Source organism: Formosa sp. F44 (genome assembly GCF_056238645.1).
In genome coordinates, this window is the sequence record NZ_JBWDLJ010000001.1 from 793,522 (window position 1) to 810,010 (window position 16,489).

General features: G+C 35.2%; 15 protein-coding genes. 14 read left to right on the forward strand and 1 reads right to left on the reverse strand.

Annotation, left to right across the window (positions count from 1 at the left end; all coding sequences use genetic code 11):
• The first annotated feature begins 1 nt into the window (after position 1).
• The 11 genes from AC0UBM_RS03290 to AC0UBM_RS03340 all read left to right on the forward strand — a co-directional run bounded on the left by AC0UBM_RS03290 (position 2) and on the right by AC0UBM_RS03340 (position 11,563).
• On the forward strand, positions 2 to 1,021 hold the full coding sequence (locus AC0UBM_RS03290; RefSeq protein ID WP_475687629.1) for a zinc-binding alcohol dehydrogenase family protein: 1,020 nt from the start codon (positions 2 to 4) through the stop codon (positions 1,019 to 1,021).
• A gap of 195 nt (positions 1,022 to 1,216) precedes the next feature.
• Positions 1,217 to 2,548, forward strand: coding sequence for a TolC family protein (locus AC0UBM_RS03295; RefSeq protein ID WP_475687630.1), 1,332 nt, complete (start codon positions 1,217 to 1,219; stop codon positions 2,546 to 2,548).
• A complete protein-coding gene (locus AC0UBM_RS03300) occupies positions 2,548 to 3,768 on the forward strand; it encodes an efflux RND transporter periplasmic adaptor subunit (protein WP_475687900.1) in 1,221 nt (406 codons plus the stop codon). The genes AC0UBM_RS03295 and AC0UBM_RS03300 overlap by 1 nt, the downstream gene beginning before the upstream one ends.
• A gap of 17 nt (positions 3,769 to 3,785) precedes the next feature.
• Complete coding sequence (locus AC0UBM_RS03305) at positions 3,786 to 4,532, forward strand: ABC transporter ATP-binding protein (RefSeq protein WP_475687631.1); 747 nt, start codon at positions 3,786 to 3,788, stop codon at positions 4,530 to 4,532.
• 2 nt (positions 4,533 to 4,534) lie between these two features.
• Positions 4,535 to 5,755 carry an ABC transporter permease gene (locus tag AC0UBM_RS03310; RefSeq protein ID WP_475687632.1) on the forward strand — a complete coding sequence of 407 codons (1,221 nt, stop codon included), beginning with the start codon at positions 4,535 to 4,537 and terminating at the stop codon, positions 5,753 to 5,755.
• A gap of 43 nt (positions 5,756 to 5,798) precedes the next feature.
• Complete coding sequence (locus AC0UBM_RS03315) at positions 5,799 to 6,809, forward strand: hypothetical protein (RefSeq protein ID WP_475687633.1); 1,011 nt, start codon at positions 5,799 to 5,801, stop codon at positions 6,807 to 6,809.
• 35 nt (positions 6,810 to 6,844) lie between these two features.
• Positions 6,845 to 7,441 (forward strand): YbhB/YbcL family Raf kinase inhibitor-like protein, encoded by a 597-nt coding sequence (locus tag AC0UBM_RS03320; RefSeq protein WP_475687634.1) that lies wholly within the window; start codon positions 6,845 to 6,847, stop codon positions 7,439 to 7,441.
• Between the two features lie 7 nt (positions 7,442 to 7,448).
• Positions 7,449 to 8,750 (forward strand): YHYH protein, encoded by a 1,302-nt coding sequence (locus AC0UBM_RS03325; protein ID WP_475687635.1) that lies wholly within the window; start codon positions 7,449 to 7,451, stop codon positions 8,748 to 8,750.
• 17 nt (positions 8,751 to 8,767) lie between these two features.
• The gene (locus tag AC0UBM_RS03330) at positions 8,768 to 9,799 is read left to right on the forward strand and encodes a sensor histidine kinase (protein WP_475687636.1); all 1,032 of its coding nucleotides are present in this window, start codon (positions 8,768 to 8,770) and stop codon (positions 9,797 to 9,799) included.
• 4 nt (positions 9,800 to 9,803) lie between these two features.
• The gene (locus tag AC0UBM_RS03335) at positions 9,804 to 10,547 is read left to right on the forward strand and encodes a LytR/AlgR family response regulator transcription factor (RefSeq protein ID WP_475687637.1); all 744 of its coding nucleotides are present in this window, start codon (positions 9,804 to 9,806) and stop codon (positions 10,545 to 10,547) included.
• Between the two features lie 212 nt (positions 10,548 to 10,759).
• On the forward strand, positions 10,760 to 11,563 hold the full coding sequence (locus AC0UBM_RS03340; RefSeq protein WP_475687638.1) for a hypothetical protein: 804 nt from the start codon (positions 10,760 to 10,762) through the stop codon (positions 11,561 to 11,563).
• 50 nt (positions 11,564 to 11,613) lie between these two features.
• On the opposite strand, the gene AC0UBM_RS03345 is transcribed toward AC0UBM_RS03340, so the two are convergent.
• Positions 11,614 to 12,825 carry a tetratricopeptide repeat protein gene (locus AC0UBM_RS03345; RefSeq protein ID WP_475687639.1) on the reverse strand — a complete coding sequence of 404 codons (1,212 nt, stop codon included), beginning with the start codon at positions 12,823 to 12,825 and terminating at the stop codon, positions 11,614 to 11,616.
• 492 nt (positions 12,826 to 13,317) lie between these two features.
• On the opposite strand from AC0UBM_RS03345, the gene AC0UBM_RS03350 reads away from it, so the two are divergent.
• From AC0UBM_RS03350 to AC0UBM_RS03360, 3 genes are all read left to right on the forward strand, one after another.
• Positions 13,318 to 13,572, forward strand: a complete 255-nt coding sequence (locus AC0UBM_RS03350) for a hypothetical protein (RefSeq protein ID WP_475687640.1) — start codon at positions 13,318 to 13,320, stop codon at positions 13,570 to 13,572.
• 143 nt (positions 13,573 to 13,715) lie between these two features.
• Positions 13,716 to 14,714, forward strand: a complete 999-nt coding sequence (locus AC0UBM_RS03355; RefSeq protein WP_475687641.1) for a metal-dependent hydrolase — start codon at positions 13,716 to 13,718, stop codon at positions 14,712 to 14,714.
• Positions 14,715 to 14,917: 203 nt separating this feature from the next.
• Positions 14,918 to 16,336, forward strand: coding sequence for a CotH kinase family protein (locus AC0UBM_RS03360; protein WP_475687642.1), 1,419 nt, complete (start codon positions 14,918 to 14,920; stop codon positions 16,334 to 16,336).
• Positions 16,337 to 16,489 lie beyond the last annotated feature (153 nt).

Sequence of the window (16,489 nt, forward strand, 5' to 3'; positions counted from 1 at the left end):
TATGAAAATGAAAGCCATCGGATTTAAACAATCATTACCCATAACAGAAGCAGATAGTTTTATCGCTTTCGACACGGAGAAACCAATACCAAAAGGATACGAATTATTAGTAAAAATAGAAGCGATTTCAGTAAATCCGGTCGATTTTAAAGTGAGACAAAATGCCGTAAAAGATACGATTCTCGACACGCCGAAAATTATTGGATGGGATGCCTCTGGTACTGTTGAGGCAGTAGGCAATAAAACGTCTAAATTTAAGGTTGGCGATCAGGTATATTATGCTGGCGATATTACTAAAGCTGGCTGTAATGCAGAATTTCAGATAATCGATGAACGGATTGTTGGAAAAAAACCAGAGTCGCTAACTCATGCACAAGCGGCCGCCATGCCACTGACTACTTTAACGGCTTACGAATCGCTTTTCGATCGCATAAAAGTAAATACTGAAACAGATAAAGGTAAATCCGTTTTAATCCTTGCTGGAGCGGGAGGTGTAGGATCAATAGCGATTCAATTGGCTAAAAAGTTAACGAATCTTACGGTAATTGCAACAGCATCTCGAGAAGATTCAATTCAATGGTGTAAAGATCTTGGAGCAGATTTTGTAGTTAATCATCATCACCTTAAATCAGAATTAGAAACAATAGGTCATCCCGAAATCCACTACATTTTAGATTTCGTCGATTTAGAAGGGTATTGGGAATTAGCTACCGATATCGTAAAACCTCAAGGACATATTGTATCTATTACGGGAAGCTCTAAACCCTTAGATTTAAATCTGCTAAAGACTAAAAGTGTTTCCTTTTCTTACGAATATATGTACACACGCTCGATGTATACCACAGAAGATATGGAACGTCAGCACGACATATTAAATAAAATAGCCGAGTTGTTAGACACTGGAACTTTAAAATCTACATTAACAACAACCCTTAAAGGATTTACTGTAGCCAATTTAAAAGAAGCGCATCGCTTACAAGAATCTGGAAAAAGTATCGGTAAAACGGTGATTACATACTAAGTCACTTAATCTATTTATAATCTTCACAAAGCTCTAGTTCGTCTAGGGCTTTTTTGTTTTTATCCATTTTCTAAAAAATCTCATCGTTAAAATAGTCGATTTCGTATAGAGAAAAGGGGCAAACTTCTATTGCCTTTTATATATAGTAGATATAATCACACTTTTGAAGTGTTAATTGTAAACACATTCAAAATAATGAAAATAATATCACATATATTTTGCTTTTTCTTTGTGATTGTAGCCTCGGCACAAACCAGCGATTCTATAGCTAAACCCAAAGTATGGTCGTTAGAAGATTGCATTACGTACGCCGTAGAAAATAACATCACCGTTAAAGATGCTGGCTTAGGTAAAGATATCTCCGAAGTAAACTACAGCCGTTCAAAATCTGCGCGATTACCTGATTTATTTGGTAGTGCAACTCAGAATTTCTCTAATGGTAATACCATTGATCCCATTACAAGCGATTATGTAACCGATCAGATTTACTCATCCAATGTTGGGGTTTCGAGTGCGATGACGTTGTATCAAGGGAGTCAGTTAAAAAATCAGATTGCACAGAATAAATTACTAGTAGATCAAAATGAATTTTTAATTGAAGAAGCCAAAAACAATATCATAGTTAGTATTCTAGAGAATTACCTTCAAATTTTATATACCAAAGAAGATATCATTATAGCTCAGAATAATTTGGAAGCTTCAGAGAAAGAAGTCATTCGATCTAAAGCACGTTTAGATGCTGGTACCATTGCACTTAACGACTATACCGAAGCGCAATCGCAAGCGGCGACCAATAAGTACAGTGTTATTACCGCAAAAAATAATTATCAGCAATATATAATTGCATTAAAACAATTGTTAGAATTAGGGCCGTTAGATACAATTGAAGTAGAAGCTATTGCAGAGGATATAGACCTGATTAATCTTGAAATGGATAAAATGAATATCTATTACAAAGCATTAAATGTGTTACCAGAAATGAGTGCAAGCGATTTAGATATTGCCATCAACGAAAAAGAACTGGATATTGCCAAAGGCGGATATATGCCAACCTTATCCTTAATTGGAAGTGTGGGCTCAGGATACACAAGTATTTCTGATATCAATTTTTCAGACCAGTTGAATGTGAATTTTAATCAGAAAATAGGACTGAATTTATCCATCCCAATTTTTAATAGAAATGAAACGAAATCTGCAGTAAAAACAGCAGAGATTAATATTGAACGGGCTCAAATTCAGAAGCAATCTACAGAAAAAGAAATCTTTAAAAAAGTAGAAACAGCGTATCAAAATGCATTATCGGCTCAAGAACAACTTATAGCCGCAGAAGCCTCGCAAGAAGCAGCATTACAATCGTACAATTTAGCGAAAACAAAATATGAGTTAGGGGATTTAAGTACTACCGATTTAATTATAAATCAGAATACCTACACCACCGCCCAGCAGAATTACATTCAAGCTAAATATTTAAACATTTTATACCACCAATTACTTCAATTTTATCAAGGAAACGACATTAAACTATAATCAACATGAAAACAAAAAAAAATATAATTATAATCAGTATTGTCGCAATTGCATTAGCAGTGGTAGCCTATTCTTTTATGGGTAAAGAAGATACTAATGTTATCGCAACACAAACAATTGCTGTGCAAAAAGGAAGTGTAACCACTATGGTTACTGCAACGGGAACCATAGAGCCTATTACACAAGTAGAAGTGGGAACGCAAGTTTCTGGTGTTGTAGAACGCATATATGTAGATTATAATAGCGAAGTTAAAGAAGGACAACTTATAGCAGAATTGGATAAAACCAACTTAAAAGCAGAAACAACACAAGCACAAGCGGCCTATGACAATGCTGTTAGTCAGCGTAACTATATGAAAACCATTTTTGACAGACAAAATACCTTGTATTCTAAGCAAGTCATTAGTAAATCCGATTACGACGATGCCGTTTTTAATTACGAAACAGCTAAGAGCACGGCCATTCAGCGCTTATCAGACTTACAAAAGTCTAGAACAAATTTAGAATATGCCAATATTTACTCGCCTATAGATGGTGTGGTACTATCTCGTGATATTGATGAAGGACAAACGGTTGCGGCTAGTTTAAGTACACCAACCTTATTCACCATTGCAAAAGATTTAAAAGAAATGCAAGTAGAAGCCGATGTCGATGAAGCCGATATAGGTGAAGTAAAAGAAGGACAACGCGTTACGTTTACGGTAGATGCTTATATAGGAGAAACTTTTGAAGGGGTAGTAACACAAGTTCGTTTGGCACCTACGGTAACCTCTAATGTAGTAACCTATACGGTAGTAATAAAAGCCGATAATCCAGATTTAAAATTAAAACCAGGATTAACAGCAACCATTTCTATTTTCACTTTAGAATTGAATGACGTTTTAACTACCGAAGCTAAAGCGATAAACTTTCATCCAGAATTGGCCGTTTTGGAAGCCTATAATACACAACATAATTTTACTGATACAAAACCAAATACTAGCGAAAGACAAAACACTAATAAAGAAAAAGCAACTAAAGTTTGGGTAGAATCTCCAGACGGCTCAATACATCCACAGTCTGTAACTATTGGTGCTAGCGATGGTGTAAATGTGCAAATATTAAGCGGTCTTAATGAAGGTGATAACGTGGTATATGCTTTAAAAGCTAATGTTGGTGTAAAATCATCTGGAGGTGCAGGCGATAGTCCGTTTATGCCATCACGACCAGGAAAAAAATAATAAAACCCGAAAGCATCATGACAAAAGACATCATAAAAATTGAAGATTTAAAGCGTGAGTTTACCATGGGAAACGAAACGGTTCATGCTTTAAAAGGAATTTCATTTACCATTAAAGAAGGGGAGTTTGTGACTATAATGGGATCTAGTGGATCGGGAAAAAGTACGATGCTAAATATTTTAGGCTGTTTAGATCAGCCAACCTCTGGAGGCTACGAAATTGATAGTGTAAAAGTAAAAGACCTGTCTAGAAATGAATTGGCCACGATTCGAAACGAGAAAATTGGTTTTATTTTTCAATCGTATAACTTATTAGCGCGTACTTCGGCTATAGAAAACGTAGAATTACCTCTATTATACAACAGTAAAGTGTCGAATAGCGAACGCCGAGAACGTGCTATAAAAGCACTCGAAATGGTCGGCTTAGGTGAACGTTTACACCATACACCATCGCAACTTTCTGGAGGACAACAACAGCGTGTGGCTATTGCAAGAGCGCTTGTAAATAACCCTGTAATGATTCTAGCCGATGAAGCTACAGGAAATCTAGATACACGTACCTCTTACGAAATTATGTCTTTATTTCAAGAATTAAATAGAACGCAAGGCATAACAATAACCTTTGTAACTCACGAACCCGATATCGCTATGTTTAGTAGCAGAACCATTGTTTTAAAGGATGGCCATGTTATAAAAGACGAAAAAAATGATAGCATTTTATCTGCCGCGTCAGAATTAGCAAAATTACCTAAAGAAGATCATTAATTATGAGACTATTAAATCTATTAAAAATCGCATATAAGGCCATTGTTCTAAACAAAGTGAGAACCTTATTAACCATGCTGGGTATTATAATTGGTGTGGCTTCGGTTATTGCTATGTTAGCCATAGGAGAAGGTTCTAAAGAAAGTATTAGAACGACAATTTCTGCCATGGGATCGAATATGATAAATGTAAAACCGGGATCCGATAATCGTGGTGGGGTAAGACAAGATCCTAGTGCCATGGAAACCTTAACACTTAAGGATTACTTGGCTATTAAAGAACAGGCTACCACCTTGAATTATATATCTCCGTTGGTGAATGGTGGCGGACAAGTCATTAATGGGTCTAATAACTGGCCATCCACAATTTATGGCGTTAATCCGGAGTATCTAAACATTAAAGTTGTGGGATTAAAAAGTGGAAGTATGTTTACCAATACAGAAGTACAATCCGCGGCAAAAGTCGCTGTTATTGGGCAAACTGTAGTAGACAATATATTTACCGAAGGTGAAGATCCCGTTGGTAAAATGATACGTTTTAATAGTATTCCGTTTAAAATTATTGGTGTTTTAGAAGAAAAAGGAACCAATACTTTTGGTCAGGATCAGGACGATGTGGTAATAGCACCATATACAACGGTTCAGAAGCGAATCTTAGCAATTGATCATTTAAACGAAATTGTAGCGTCTGCCATAAGTGAGGAAGATGCGCCACAAGCGGTAACAGAAGTCACGGCTATTTTGAGGTCTCAACATAAGTTAACGACTAATGAAGACGATGATTTTCACGTGCGTTCCATGGAAGAATTAATCACTACCTTTAGTTCAACTAGTGATATGTTAACCGTACTTTTAGTGGCAGTTGCAGGAATTTCATTATTGATTGGAGGAATTGGAATTATGAACATTATGTACGTTTCGGTAAAAGAACGGACTAAAGAAATTGGGTTACGTATGGCCGTTGGCGGAAAAGGTTCGGATATTTTAATGCAATTTTTAATTGAAGCCATTTTAATTAGTATCACCGGAGGGGTTTTAGGTGTAATCTTAGGACTAGGAGCAACCGTGTTTATTGAAAAATTCTTACATTGGCCTACAAGTGTGGCTATGTATTCTATAATTATATCCTTTGCAGTTTGTGCTGTAACAGGTATCTTTTTCGGATGGTATCCTGCACGAAAAGCATCAGCTTTAGACCCGATTACTGCATTGCGATACGAATAGAATCGCATCGCATCAGTTACACCAAATACATAATATTACGCTTATGAAACATACATTCAATCTAGTTATCGTGGCACTCCTAATGTTGGGGTGTGCCGATAACAAATCAAAATCTAAAGATATAGCAAGTCGTTCAGAAGAATTCAAATACAACGGCACGGCAAGTGTGACACAAGGCATTGCGACCACGATAACTGAAGATATTTATTCGTGCGAACGCGGACGAAAAACCGATGTTGGAGAAATTACGTCTACCGATGGTAAAACATGGACGGTGCCGGCATCAACGAATTACACGAATGATGACTTTCCATTTTCAGAAGATTTGTTTAATTCTTGTGAAGGGAATACCTATACAACAGTAGAAGAAGCACTTTCTCATTTTGATGATTCTAGCATTATAGAAATAGATGAAGACGGCGAGCTGTTCACCGCCTTTATATTTGCAGATAATTATTTCGAAATGTATGTAAATGGTGTGCCTGTAGGAAAAGATAAGGTCCCATTTACGCAGTTTAATTCTAGTATCGTAAAGTTTAAAGTAGAGAAGCCTTTTACCATTGCCATGAAATTGGTAGATTGGGAAGAACATCTTGGTGTAGGTTCCGAAGCGAATAGAGGTAAGTCCTTTCATTCAGGAGATGGCGGTATGGTTGCTGTTATTAAAGATGAACAAAATAATATTGTGGCAACCACAAATAAAACTTGGAAAGCACAGACATTTTATACGTCACCTATTAAAGATTTAAGTTGTGTTTCTGAAGATGGAAACTACCGATATTCTGAAAATTGCGACACCGATGGTGGTCAAGACGGAACGGGGTTTTATGCCTTACATTGGGAATTACCAAATGCGTGGATGAATACGGATTTCGATGATTCTAATTGGCCAAACGCTACAACATTTACTAACAAAACTATTGGGGTAGATAATAAACCGTCGTATACCAATTTCACCTCGCTTTTTGACGATTCAGAACATGATGCTGAGTTTATTTGGTCTACGAATGTGATTTTAGACAATGAAGTTTTAGTCCGTTATACTGTTAAATAATGATACCCTTAATTTAAAATAAAACGCATTCTAACATGAAGACGAAAACAGTATTTGGAATAGCTCTACAGCTTTTATGTTTAGCTACGTCTTGTGCAAACAAGGATACTTCAATTTATATGTACGATGATTTTAAAACCATTCATCCCGATTTTAAATTGACAAGCAAAGCGGTAGACAATGGCGAATTATTAGATGCTTATAAATGTGAAGAGAAAGTAGATGATGTAGAAAATTCCATTCCACTATCTTGGTCTAACGTTCCTGAAGGCACAAAATCTTTAGCTGTAGTCATGTATCACTATCCGCATAAAGAGGATACATCCGAAATAAATTCCTATTTATTGTTATGGGGCATTAATCCATCGGTTACCGAAATTCCTTATAAAATGGCAAATAATCCGAATTGGTATATGGGACCAAATAAAGATGGAACTGCTATTTCGTATACATCACCTTGTTCTCGTGGACCAGGAAAACATGAATACACCATTGCACTTTTCGCATTATCTGAAACGCCAAAGCTTCCAAAAGCTAATACACTTGATGTTGATTTAAATACATTTATGAAAGCTATTCCAGAAGATATCGTAATTGATAGAACCACTTTAAATTTTATAGCCTCTAATTAATTTGTTCATGAAAAAATATATACCCCTTATAACCATCCTATTTGTAAGTCTTCAGGCTTTTGCTCACGAAGGCGGCCACGGTTTACCCACCAAAATTTGGCATTTTACAAATAGTGAAAAGAACTTAAAGGGTGAATTTATTGAACGCATAGACGAAACCGTGTATCTCATGAATGAGCATCACAAGATTGTATTTTTCGATATTTCAGAATTTACAACGGAAGAGCAACAATACATATTGAATACGAGCACGTGGATTAGCAATAAAAACATTTCAGAGCCAACGCAATCTTTGGTTTCTATACCGTACGCTAATCTTTTTATATATTTAGGTGTAGCCTGGGTATTATTTTCATGCTTTAGATATAGGCAAAAACAAGACTCTAAAATAGTGGCTTTTAGCCTCATTGGAGTTGCTTTTATAGTTGCAGGGTGTAAAACAACTAGTACTTCTAAAAGCATTGCAATGGCGAAAAATGATGTGTCTTATTTAACCTTTATTTTTGGCGTTTTTGATAACGTGAATACACGTTTCGACAACAAATATTTCTACATAGAGTCTAACGGCATACCAGAACACGAAATGATGACAGGTATAACCAATTGGCAACAACAGGTTCCTATTAACCACGATTATTCGGGCACTAATGCGTGGGCCATTCCGTTGCAACCGGAATTGGCTGAAAACCCGTTGTCTACCAAAGCTAATTTTATGAAAGGCGCCATTGCTATTGCCGCAAATGGTATCCCTATTTTTAATCCTTTAAACAATCGAGGTGAAGATGCAAATGCCATTGGAGAATTAGACCAATGGGGCGGACATTGTGGTAGGGCAGACGACTATCATTACCATTTGCCACCAACGCACTTGCAAGCTAAAGTAGGTCAAGGTAAACCCATTGCCTATGCTCTGGATGGTTTTCCAGTATATGGCGAAACGAATGAGACGTTAGATGAAAGTCTTGGACGTTTTACGTCAGATAGCACCTATCAATATCACGCTGTAAAAGACTATCCGTACTTAATTGCATCAATGAAGGGTAAAGTTGAAATTAATCCCAGAACTCAAGCGCCTGAAAACGAAATCATGCCACAAGCAAAAACAAAAGGTGTGCGACCAGATTTACAACCGTTACGTGGTGCTAAAATTATTGATTTTAAAAATCCTAAGTCTAATCAATACAGTTTAACTTATGAGTTGGAATCTGCTTTATATACTATAAATTATGGATGGGATACATCCGGAACGTATAAATATCAATTTATAAATCCAGACGGAACCATTACAAATTCTGAATATAAAAGATAGAAAAAAGAATAAACCTAATGCATAAAAATAAAAACATTGTAATCTTCTCCCACATTCTAATTTGGTTGGTATTGTTTAGTCTGCCATATTTTTTATCGTACGGGCAAGAGCAAGATATAAATAGAATTATAGCACATTATTGGGTACCAGTAGCATTTTATACTATGATCTTTTATCTCAATTATTTTATAGTTATCGATAAATTTTTATTCAATAAAAAGACGGTTCAATTTATTCTTATAAACCTTATACTTATAATTGTCTTTTTAACCTTAAAGGAACAAATAGAGGCTACATTTTTTGAAGGTTTAAAGCGTAAAGAGGTCGGAGATTCCGCAAATAAGCCACCGCTAAGAATGTTTATTTATATGCAAATGTTGTCATACGTGGCGCCCATATTGTTTTCTATTGCTCTAAAAACAACAAAACGTTGGGAAACTGCCGAAAACGAACGTAAGGACGCTGCTAATGTAAAATTACATTCCGAATTACAACATTTACGATATCAGTTACAACCTCATTTCTTTTTCAATTCGCTAAATAATATTTATTCTTTAGTCGATATTTCACCTGAGCAAGCAAAATCTACCATCCACAGTTTAAGTAAATTGATGAGGTATTTGTTGTACGAAACGAATATTGAAGAGGTGCCTTTATCTAAAGAAATCGATTTTATGAAGAAATATCTGGAACTTATGAAATTGCGTATCTCAGATAAAACCCAAGTAATTTCTCAATTTCCTTCAGAAGTTACGTCTATAAAAATCGCGCCACTTTTGTTTATATCTTTAATTGAAAATGCCTTTAAACATGGCGTGTCGGCGAATAAAGACAGTGATATTAAAATCAATTTGTCTACAGAAGGCCGTACGGTACAGTTTAAAATTGAAAATGCGAATTTCCCTAAGCAAACCGATGATAAAAGTGGTTCGGGTATTGGATTACAAAACCTAAAAAAGCGCTTAGATTTGTTATATCCGAATAAATACATGTTTAAAACGGAAATTGTTGAAGGTCGATTTTTAGTACATTTACAAATAGAAACATAAATCTATGAACACTTTAAAACTGAATTGTATTATTGTTGATGACGAGCCTATGGCTTTAAATCTAGTAGAAAGTTATGTAGAGAAAACACCATTCTTAAATCTCAAGAAAAAGTGTAGTAGTGCGATTGAAGCATTAGAGTTTGTAAATTCTGAATCGGTTGATTTACTGTTTCTAGACATACAAATGCCAGATTTATCGGGGTTAGAGTTTTCTAAAATGTTACCAAAAGGTACCCGCGTTATTTTTACTACTGCATTCGATGAGTATGCGTTGGAAGGCTTTAAAGTAGAGGCTATAGACTATTTATTGAAACCATTCGATTATGCCGAATTTCTGACTGCCGCCAATAAAGCAAAAACTTGGTTCGATTTGGTAAAAGGGAATAATATCAAAGCTTCAACCGTTATTTCTGAAGAAAAAGAGTTTCTTTTTGTAAAGTCCGAATACAAACAATTACGTATTAAATTAGCCGATGTATTATATTTTGAAGGCTTAAAAGATTATATCAAGATTTGGTTAAAAGATAATCCTAAGGCGGTATTAACAATTATGAGTTTAAAGTCGTTAGAAGAAGAACTTCCTAAAACGGACTTTATGCGCGTGCATCGGTCTTTTATTGTGTCTTTAAAAAATATAGAAGTCGTAGAGCGAAGTCAGATTATAATCAATAATCAGCGCATCACAGTTTCCGAACAATACAAACCAAAATTTCTAGAGTATATCAATCAGAATTCACTAAATAATTAAATCATCGAATAACTTGTTCCTAAATAGTTGTATTACTTACTTATAAGCGTGTTATTACAATCGTATTCTAGGTTTTAGTTTATTAGGGTTTCATAAATTATGTCTCTAAATTCTATAAATTCATAGTAGAATTTTCCGTGTTTGTCTATCGAATTTTTAGATTCGGAAGAATCCCAATACTTTTAACCTTTAAAATTCTTATTTATAGTATTATGAAATCTATTGTGTGTTTAATTATTTTTAGTTTATATACATTTTCTGCTATGGCCTATTCAGAAGATGCTGTTGTAATCTCTGATACTATTTTAGGATCTAGCGAGCAAGTCGCTTATAAAGTCACTCAAAATAAAGGAAACATTGTGGTGCAATTAACGACGCACGATAATAAAACAATACTGTCTATGTTAAGACACGGTGTTACTGTGTTTTTTGATTTAAAGGGGAAAGAAAAAGAAGATGTGTCGGTAACATACCCTATTCAGCCTGTTGGCATTTCTATGAAACCTGAAGGTAACCGAGAAGATAGGAGAGATGCTGGATTTCAAACGGAAGCTGAAATAAATCAGACGAAAGCACAGATATATACCTTAATCACTACAGATTTTCCTGAAGAGGCGAGACTTAAGTTCCATGATTCTAACGAAAATTTTAATGTACTCTTAAATGGCATGGGCATTGCGGCAACGTATTCTTATAATCAAGAAGAGAACCTCTTAACGTATCAATTAACGATTCCAGAGCGTCAAATTAAGGAGAAATCTAAAACCGATCTTTCAAAGTTAATGATTGGTGTACAAACAGCTAAACCAGATAAATCCAAAAGAGGAGAAGGCTCGGAAGGTTTAAATTCTAGCATGAGTTCACGTGGTGGTGGCGGTAGAGGTAATGGTCAAGGTGGTTCCGGAGGTCGTGGAGGCAACAGAGGTGGTTCTCGTGATGGCGGCGGACAAAGACCTGGAGGGAATTCTGAAAAAGCACCTCAAGGCATCGATTTTTGGTTTGAAGCACATATGTAAACTAGACGTGGTGTAAAATGTGCTTCGTAAAAGTGATCAAAAGTTAGTTATTACAGTTCTGAACGATTACTAATATGCAAGGTCTCGTAAATAATTTTTAAATGGTACTTCACCGTATTTACCGAAATAAATAATTCTTCCCCAATTTCTTTATTCGATTTCCCTTGTTTTACTAGGTCAATAATCTGAAGTTGTCTTTCGGTTAACGTATAGGTATTTAAATCTAATTTAGTTTGTCCGGATTCATTTAATTCTTGTGTAACTCGCTCTAATGCATTACGCATACTATCCATTTCTTGCTCTGCTAAAATCCGTTTCTGCTTAGCCGCTTTATAAAAGAAAAAGGATAGAAAAAGAAGAATAATAAGTGTACCAACGAGAAAGATTAGTAAATTTTGATTGCGTTTTTCTTCAGCAGCTTCTTGCTCTTTACGTTTCTCTAAAAGTTCTTTTTCAACTCTTAATAATTTCCCACTTCTATTGGTACCATCGTGTGCCGTAGAAAGTTTTTTTACCTGCTGTACGGCTTCGGCATATTGCGGATTTTTAACATCACCAATTTCAGAATAGTAATAGGTCATGTCGTCATATAGCCCCAGAACATAAGCTTCAACTTGGTATTTTTTTGCGTAAGCTAAGCCTGTTTCAAAACTTTCAATAACTTTTTCATGTTGCCCTAGACTTTTATATAACTCTATTTTCTTACGATATACCAGAGGTACTTGTCTGGGATCATGTTCTAAAAGAACGTCTAAGGCTTGATTTAAATAAGCGTCAGCTTCATCTGTATTACCTTTTCGAATCTCCATTCGTGCTACAACCATCCAGTAAAAAGATAGGGAAGTGGGATTAAGAGATTTTAAATCCTCGTCTTTTATTTTTGCCAAGGTTTCCGAAACTTTATCATATTCCAGTAAGTCAAAATGAACTAATAGCTTTTCAATTTTATATTGTATTACTATTTGTTCTTTTTTATCGGTTAACAATCCGAATTCTAAAGCTAAATCTAAATTTTCTATAGCTTGATCGTAATTGTATAATTCCTTATAAATTAAATATTTTTGATAGTAGGCTCGGCAGATATCGTATGGCGAAGATGATGTATTGTGGATAATACTTTCTAGCTTTATTATTTTATTCTCATTCTCTGTATTATCCTCTAAAGTAGGCTTATCATCATCCACTTGGATACTGATTATAGTATTACTTCTACTAAAACTAAAAAGTAATAGAAAAAGTATAAGAATGAGGTTACGTAACAAAGTAATAGATTTAGGTATAGCTAGGACAAATATAGGACGTTCTGTTTAATAAGCAATTATTTTTTTGACGCATAAATGGGGTTAAAACTGTAGTCTTCAGGTCTTTTGAGGTATTTTATTTTAAACTTTATCGTATTCGTTATTTGTTGTTGGGATGACTTGAATATTGCATTGAAGCGTGTTAATGGTGCTAACACTTTGTTTATTAGTGTTTTACATATTGACTACCCCGGTGGGTAGTGACTGGTTTTTAACGATTTACACTAAAACTACTCGCCAACTACCTCATGAAATCTTGTTTTATTTCTCAATCTTATCCAAATTTGAACATGGCTATAGAGATTAAAAAAACTTAATTTTTTATAGTCGTACCCTTATACAAATCTAATCTACTTGTTATTATGAAAAAGAAAAACCTTTCAATTAGTGAGCAGCTCTGCTTAAAAAAGACATTTGATTTATTATCTATTAATAATTCAAATCTTGAATAATATGAACCATATAGTGGAGATCTATGTTTTAGTTATCCTTTTGGGCATGGGATTACTATACGGTTTTTATAAACTAACCAAATATGCATTCTGGTGTAATCAATTATGGATTGCCATTGTTTTATTATTGGTATATATAATAGATAGTGCAACCATTCCATTTATAACGGCTTTAATCTATTTTGGTTATACATTCTTTTTATTGAATATTATAGGCTTTGTGGTCTTTCAAAAAGAAGAATTATCTATAGATTAATATCATCGCGGCATACAACATAGGCGATTAACAGATTCCGCTGTATGATGTATTGTTAAAGGATGTATTACACCGAACAAGCAAAACATTAATTAGTTAATATTTATGGTGATATCCCGAACTTGAATTAAGTTTGCAATCATATGGATTCACTTACACAAATCGTTTTAGGAGCCGCAGTTGGAGAAGCTGTACTGGGTAGAAAAATTGGAAATAAAGCCATGCTTTATGGAGCCATTGCCGGCACAATTCCCGATCTAGATGTTATGGCATCTCATGTTACAGATACTGTAAGTGCTCTAGAAATTCATCGTGGATTCACGCACTCTATTTTATTTTCTGTGGTATTTGCGCCTGTATTTGGTTGGCTCGTTACCCGATACGAACGTTATAAAAATATAAAAGGTTGGTCTTGGTTATTTTTCCTAGCTTTTGTTACCCACCCGCTTTTAGATGCACACACCACCTGGGGCACGCAATTGTTTTGGCCATTAGATTTACGCGTCGCTTATAAATCTATATTTGTAATCGATCCTTTGTATACAGTGCCATTTTTGGTGTTTTTAATCATGACCATGTTTCAGAAGCGTAGCTCTAAAAAACGGCGACAATTCAATACTTGGGGACTTATTTTAAGTTCCGTTTATTTACTACTAACACTTATTCTAAAAGGTGTGGCATTCACTAAATTTGAAGATGCCTTACAACAGCAAAACATTTCGTACTCAGATTTAGATACGCGTCCGTCGCCTTTAAATACTGTGCTATGGACAGCAAATGTAGATACCAAAGACGCCTATTTGGTTGGACATTATTCCTTTTTCGATTCCAAGTCTATAACGTTTCACAGGTATCCTAAACAGCACGAATATATCGCAGATATCGCCGATAACGAAAAAATGAAACGCATGATTAAAATTTCTAAAGGCTGGTATACGATTACTAAACAAGATGACGATTTGTTTTTTAACGATTTAAGATTCGGAACTTTAAACATGAATCCCGATGCGACAAATTTTGTGTTTCAGTACAAAATCCAAAAAGATAAACAAGGGCACATTCAATTTGAAGAAACACCTAAAGATCGTAACGACGCCAAACAGCTATTAGGCGATTTATGGACGCGTGTAAAGGGAAATTAAAAACGCGTTTTATAGTCTAATGATTTAAGCAATTTCATTAGTAATCCAACTGTTTTCATGTGTATTTACTACACCATTAACTTCTTTTAACCTATAAAATCCGGCATTCACTTAAAAGTAACCAGACTTCGCTTAATACCAGGAAATGACAGTTTTATTTTGCTGAAATTTACTTGATATTAAGAACTTTTAAATGAATTACAATGAAAAAAGTAAGTATAATTTGCTTTATAGCCATGCAATTAGTCGTGATGTATTCTTGTGCAGATGACGATACAACAATAACAGACGAAACCACTACAGAAGAAAGTGATGTAGTTGAATTTGACGATACCGATTTTGAAGCCACGGACTGGACCACAGAAACACATAGTAAAGATGCCGATCCTGATTTTGATGAAGTTTTTGAAGATGAAGCTGTAAAACGTTTAGACATCGTAATCACTGAAGATCGTTGGAACAGTATGTTAACAAACATGACTACCTTATACGGCACCTTTGGATCGCAATCTGGAGGAAACGGTTTGGTAGATATAGACGAAGACCCAATTTTTGTTCCTGGAGAAGTGTTTTACCAAGGTAAGGAGTGGTATCGCGTAGGTATCCGTTTTAAGGGAAACTCGAGTTTACAATCGAGCTGGTCTTCCGGAATATTAAAACTTTCGTTTAAATTAGATTTCGATGAATTTGAAGACGAATATCCGCAAATCGATAATCAGCGCTTTTATGGCTTTAAGAAGTTAAGTCTAAAAAATAACTATAACGACAAATCCATGTTGCGCGAAAAAGTTGCGGCAGACGTTTTTAGGGATGCAGGATTGGCGGTGTCGCATACCGCTTTTTATACCGTTTATGTAGATCATGGTGACGGACCAGAATATTTTGGAGTGTATACTTTGGTAGAAGAAGTGGATGATACCGTAATCGATACGCAATTCTCAGATAACGATGGAAATTTATATAAACCGGATGGCGATGGTGCTAGTTTTGCATCGGGAACTTTTTCTGAAGATGTATTTGTTAAGAAAACTAATGAAGACGATGCAGACTATACAGATATTCAAGATTTATTTACGGCCTTACATGCCTCAAACAGAACAACCGATCCAGAAGCTTGGCGCTCGGAACTGGAATCTATTTTAGATACCGGTACCTTCCTAAAATACTTAGCTGTAAATACAGTGATTCAGAATTGGGATACTTACGGACGCATGACGCATAATTACTTCTTGTATAACAATCCGGATACAGAACGTTTATCATGGATTCCTTGGGATAATAACGAAGCTTTACAACGTGGTAACGGTCAAGGAGCAGTGTCTATAGATTTCTCAAATGTATCTAGTACTGAATGGCCATTAATAGGCTATTTATATGCCGATGACACCTACAAAGCGCAATACGATGCCTATGTACAAGAGACTATAGATAATGCGTTTAATAGCTCTACAATTCAAGCCAAATATGCGACTTATAGTGCTTTAATAGAACCTTACGCCACTACAGAAATCTCTGGTTATAGCTTTTTAAATTCAAGCTACGATTTCCAAACAGCGGTAAACGAATTAAAGAATCATGTGCTGGAACGTACTTCAACAGCGACCTCTTATTTAAATAATTAGATAACGATTACACCCATATAAATATAAAAGCCAGCTATTGTAAGAATAGCTGGCTTTATATTTGTGTTAGGTTTTCATTGTTACTGCAAAGTACAAGTTAAAAACTTAATTATAATCAGATCTAATTATAGTGTTTAAATTCGGGAATAGATG

What these genes read in the sequence shown, in the direction of transcription:
- AC0UBM_RS03290 (WP_475687629.1), top strand. Translation starts at nt 2, where the DNA reads ATGAAAATGAAAGCCATCGGATTTAAACAATCATTACCCATAACAGAA.
- AC0UBM_RS03295 (WP_475687630.1), top strand. Translation starts at nt 1,217, where the DNA reads ATGAAAATAATATCACATATATTTTGCTTTTTCTTTGTGATTGTAGCC.
- AC0UBM_RS03305 (WP_475687631.1), top strand. Translation starts at nt 3,786, where the DNA reads ATGACAAAAGACATCATAAAAATTGAAGATTTAAAGCGTGAGTTTACC.
- AC0UBM_RS03310 (WP_475687632.1), top strand. Translation starts at nt 4,535, where the DNA reads ATGAGACTATTAAATCTATTAAAAATCGCATATAAGGCCATTGTTCTA.
- AC0UBM_RS03315 (WP_475687633.1), top strand. Translation starts at nt 5,799, where the DNA reads ATGAAACATACATTCAATCTAGTTATCGTGGCACTCCTAATGTTGGGG.
- AC0UBM_RS03320 (WP_475687634.1), top strand. Translation starts at nt 6,845, where the DNA reads ATGAAGACGAAAACAGTATTTGGAATAGCTCTACAGCTTTTATGTTTA.
- AC0UBM_RS03325 (WP_475687635.1), top strand. Translation starts at nt 7,449, where the DNA reads ATGAAAAAATATATACCCCTTATAACCATCCTATTTGTAAGTCTTCAG.
- AC0UBM_RS03330 (WP_475687636.1), top strand. Translation starts at nt 8,768, where the DNA reads ATGCATAAAAATAAAAACATTGTAATCTTCTCCCACATTCTAATTTGG.
- AC0UBM_RS03335 (WP_475687637.1), top strand. Translation starts at nt 9,804, where the DNA reads ATGAACACTTTAAAACTGAATTGTATTATTGTTGATGACGAGCCTATG.
- AC0UBM_RS03340 (WP_475687638.1), top strand. Translation starts at nt 10,760, where the DNA reads ATGAAATCTATTGTGTGTTTAATTATTTTTAGTTTATATACATTTTCT.
- AC0UBM_RS03350 (WP_475687640.1), top strand. Translation starts at nt 13,318, where the DNA reads ATGAACCATATAGTGGAGATCTATGTTTTAGTTATCCTTTTGGGCATG.
- AC0UBM_RS03355 (WP_475687641.1), top strand. Translation starts at nt 13,716, where the DNA reads ATGGATTCACTTACACAAATCGTTTTAGGAGCCGCAGTTGGAGAAGCT.
- AC0UBM_RS03360 (WP_475687642.1), top strand. Translation starts at nt 14,918, where the DNA reads ATGAAAAAAGTAAGTATAATTTGCTTTATAGCCATGCAATTAGTCGTG.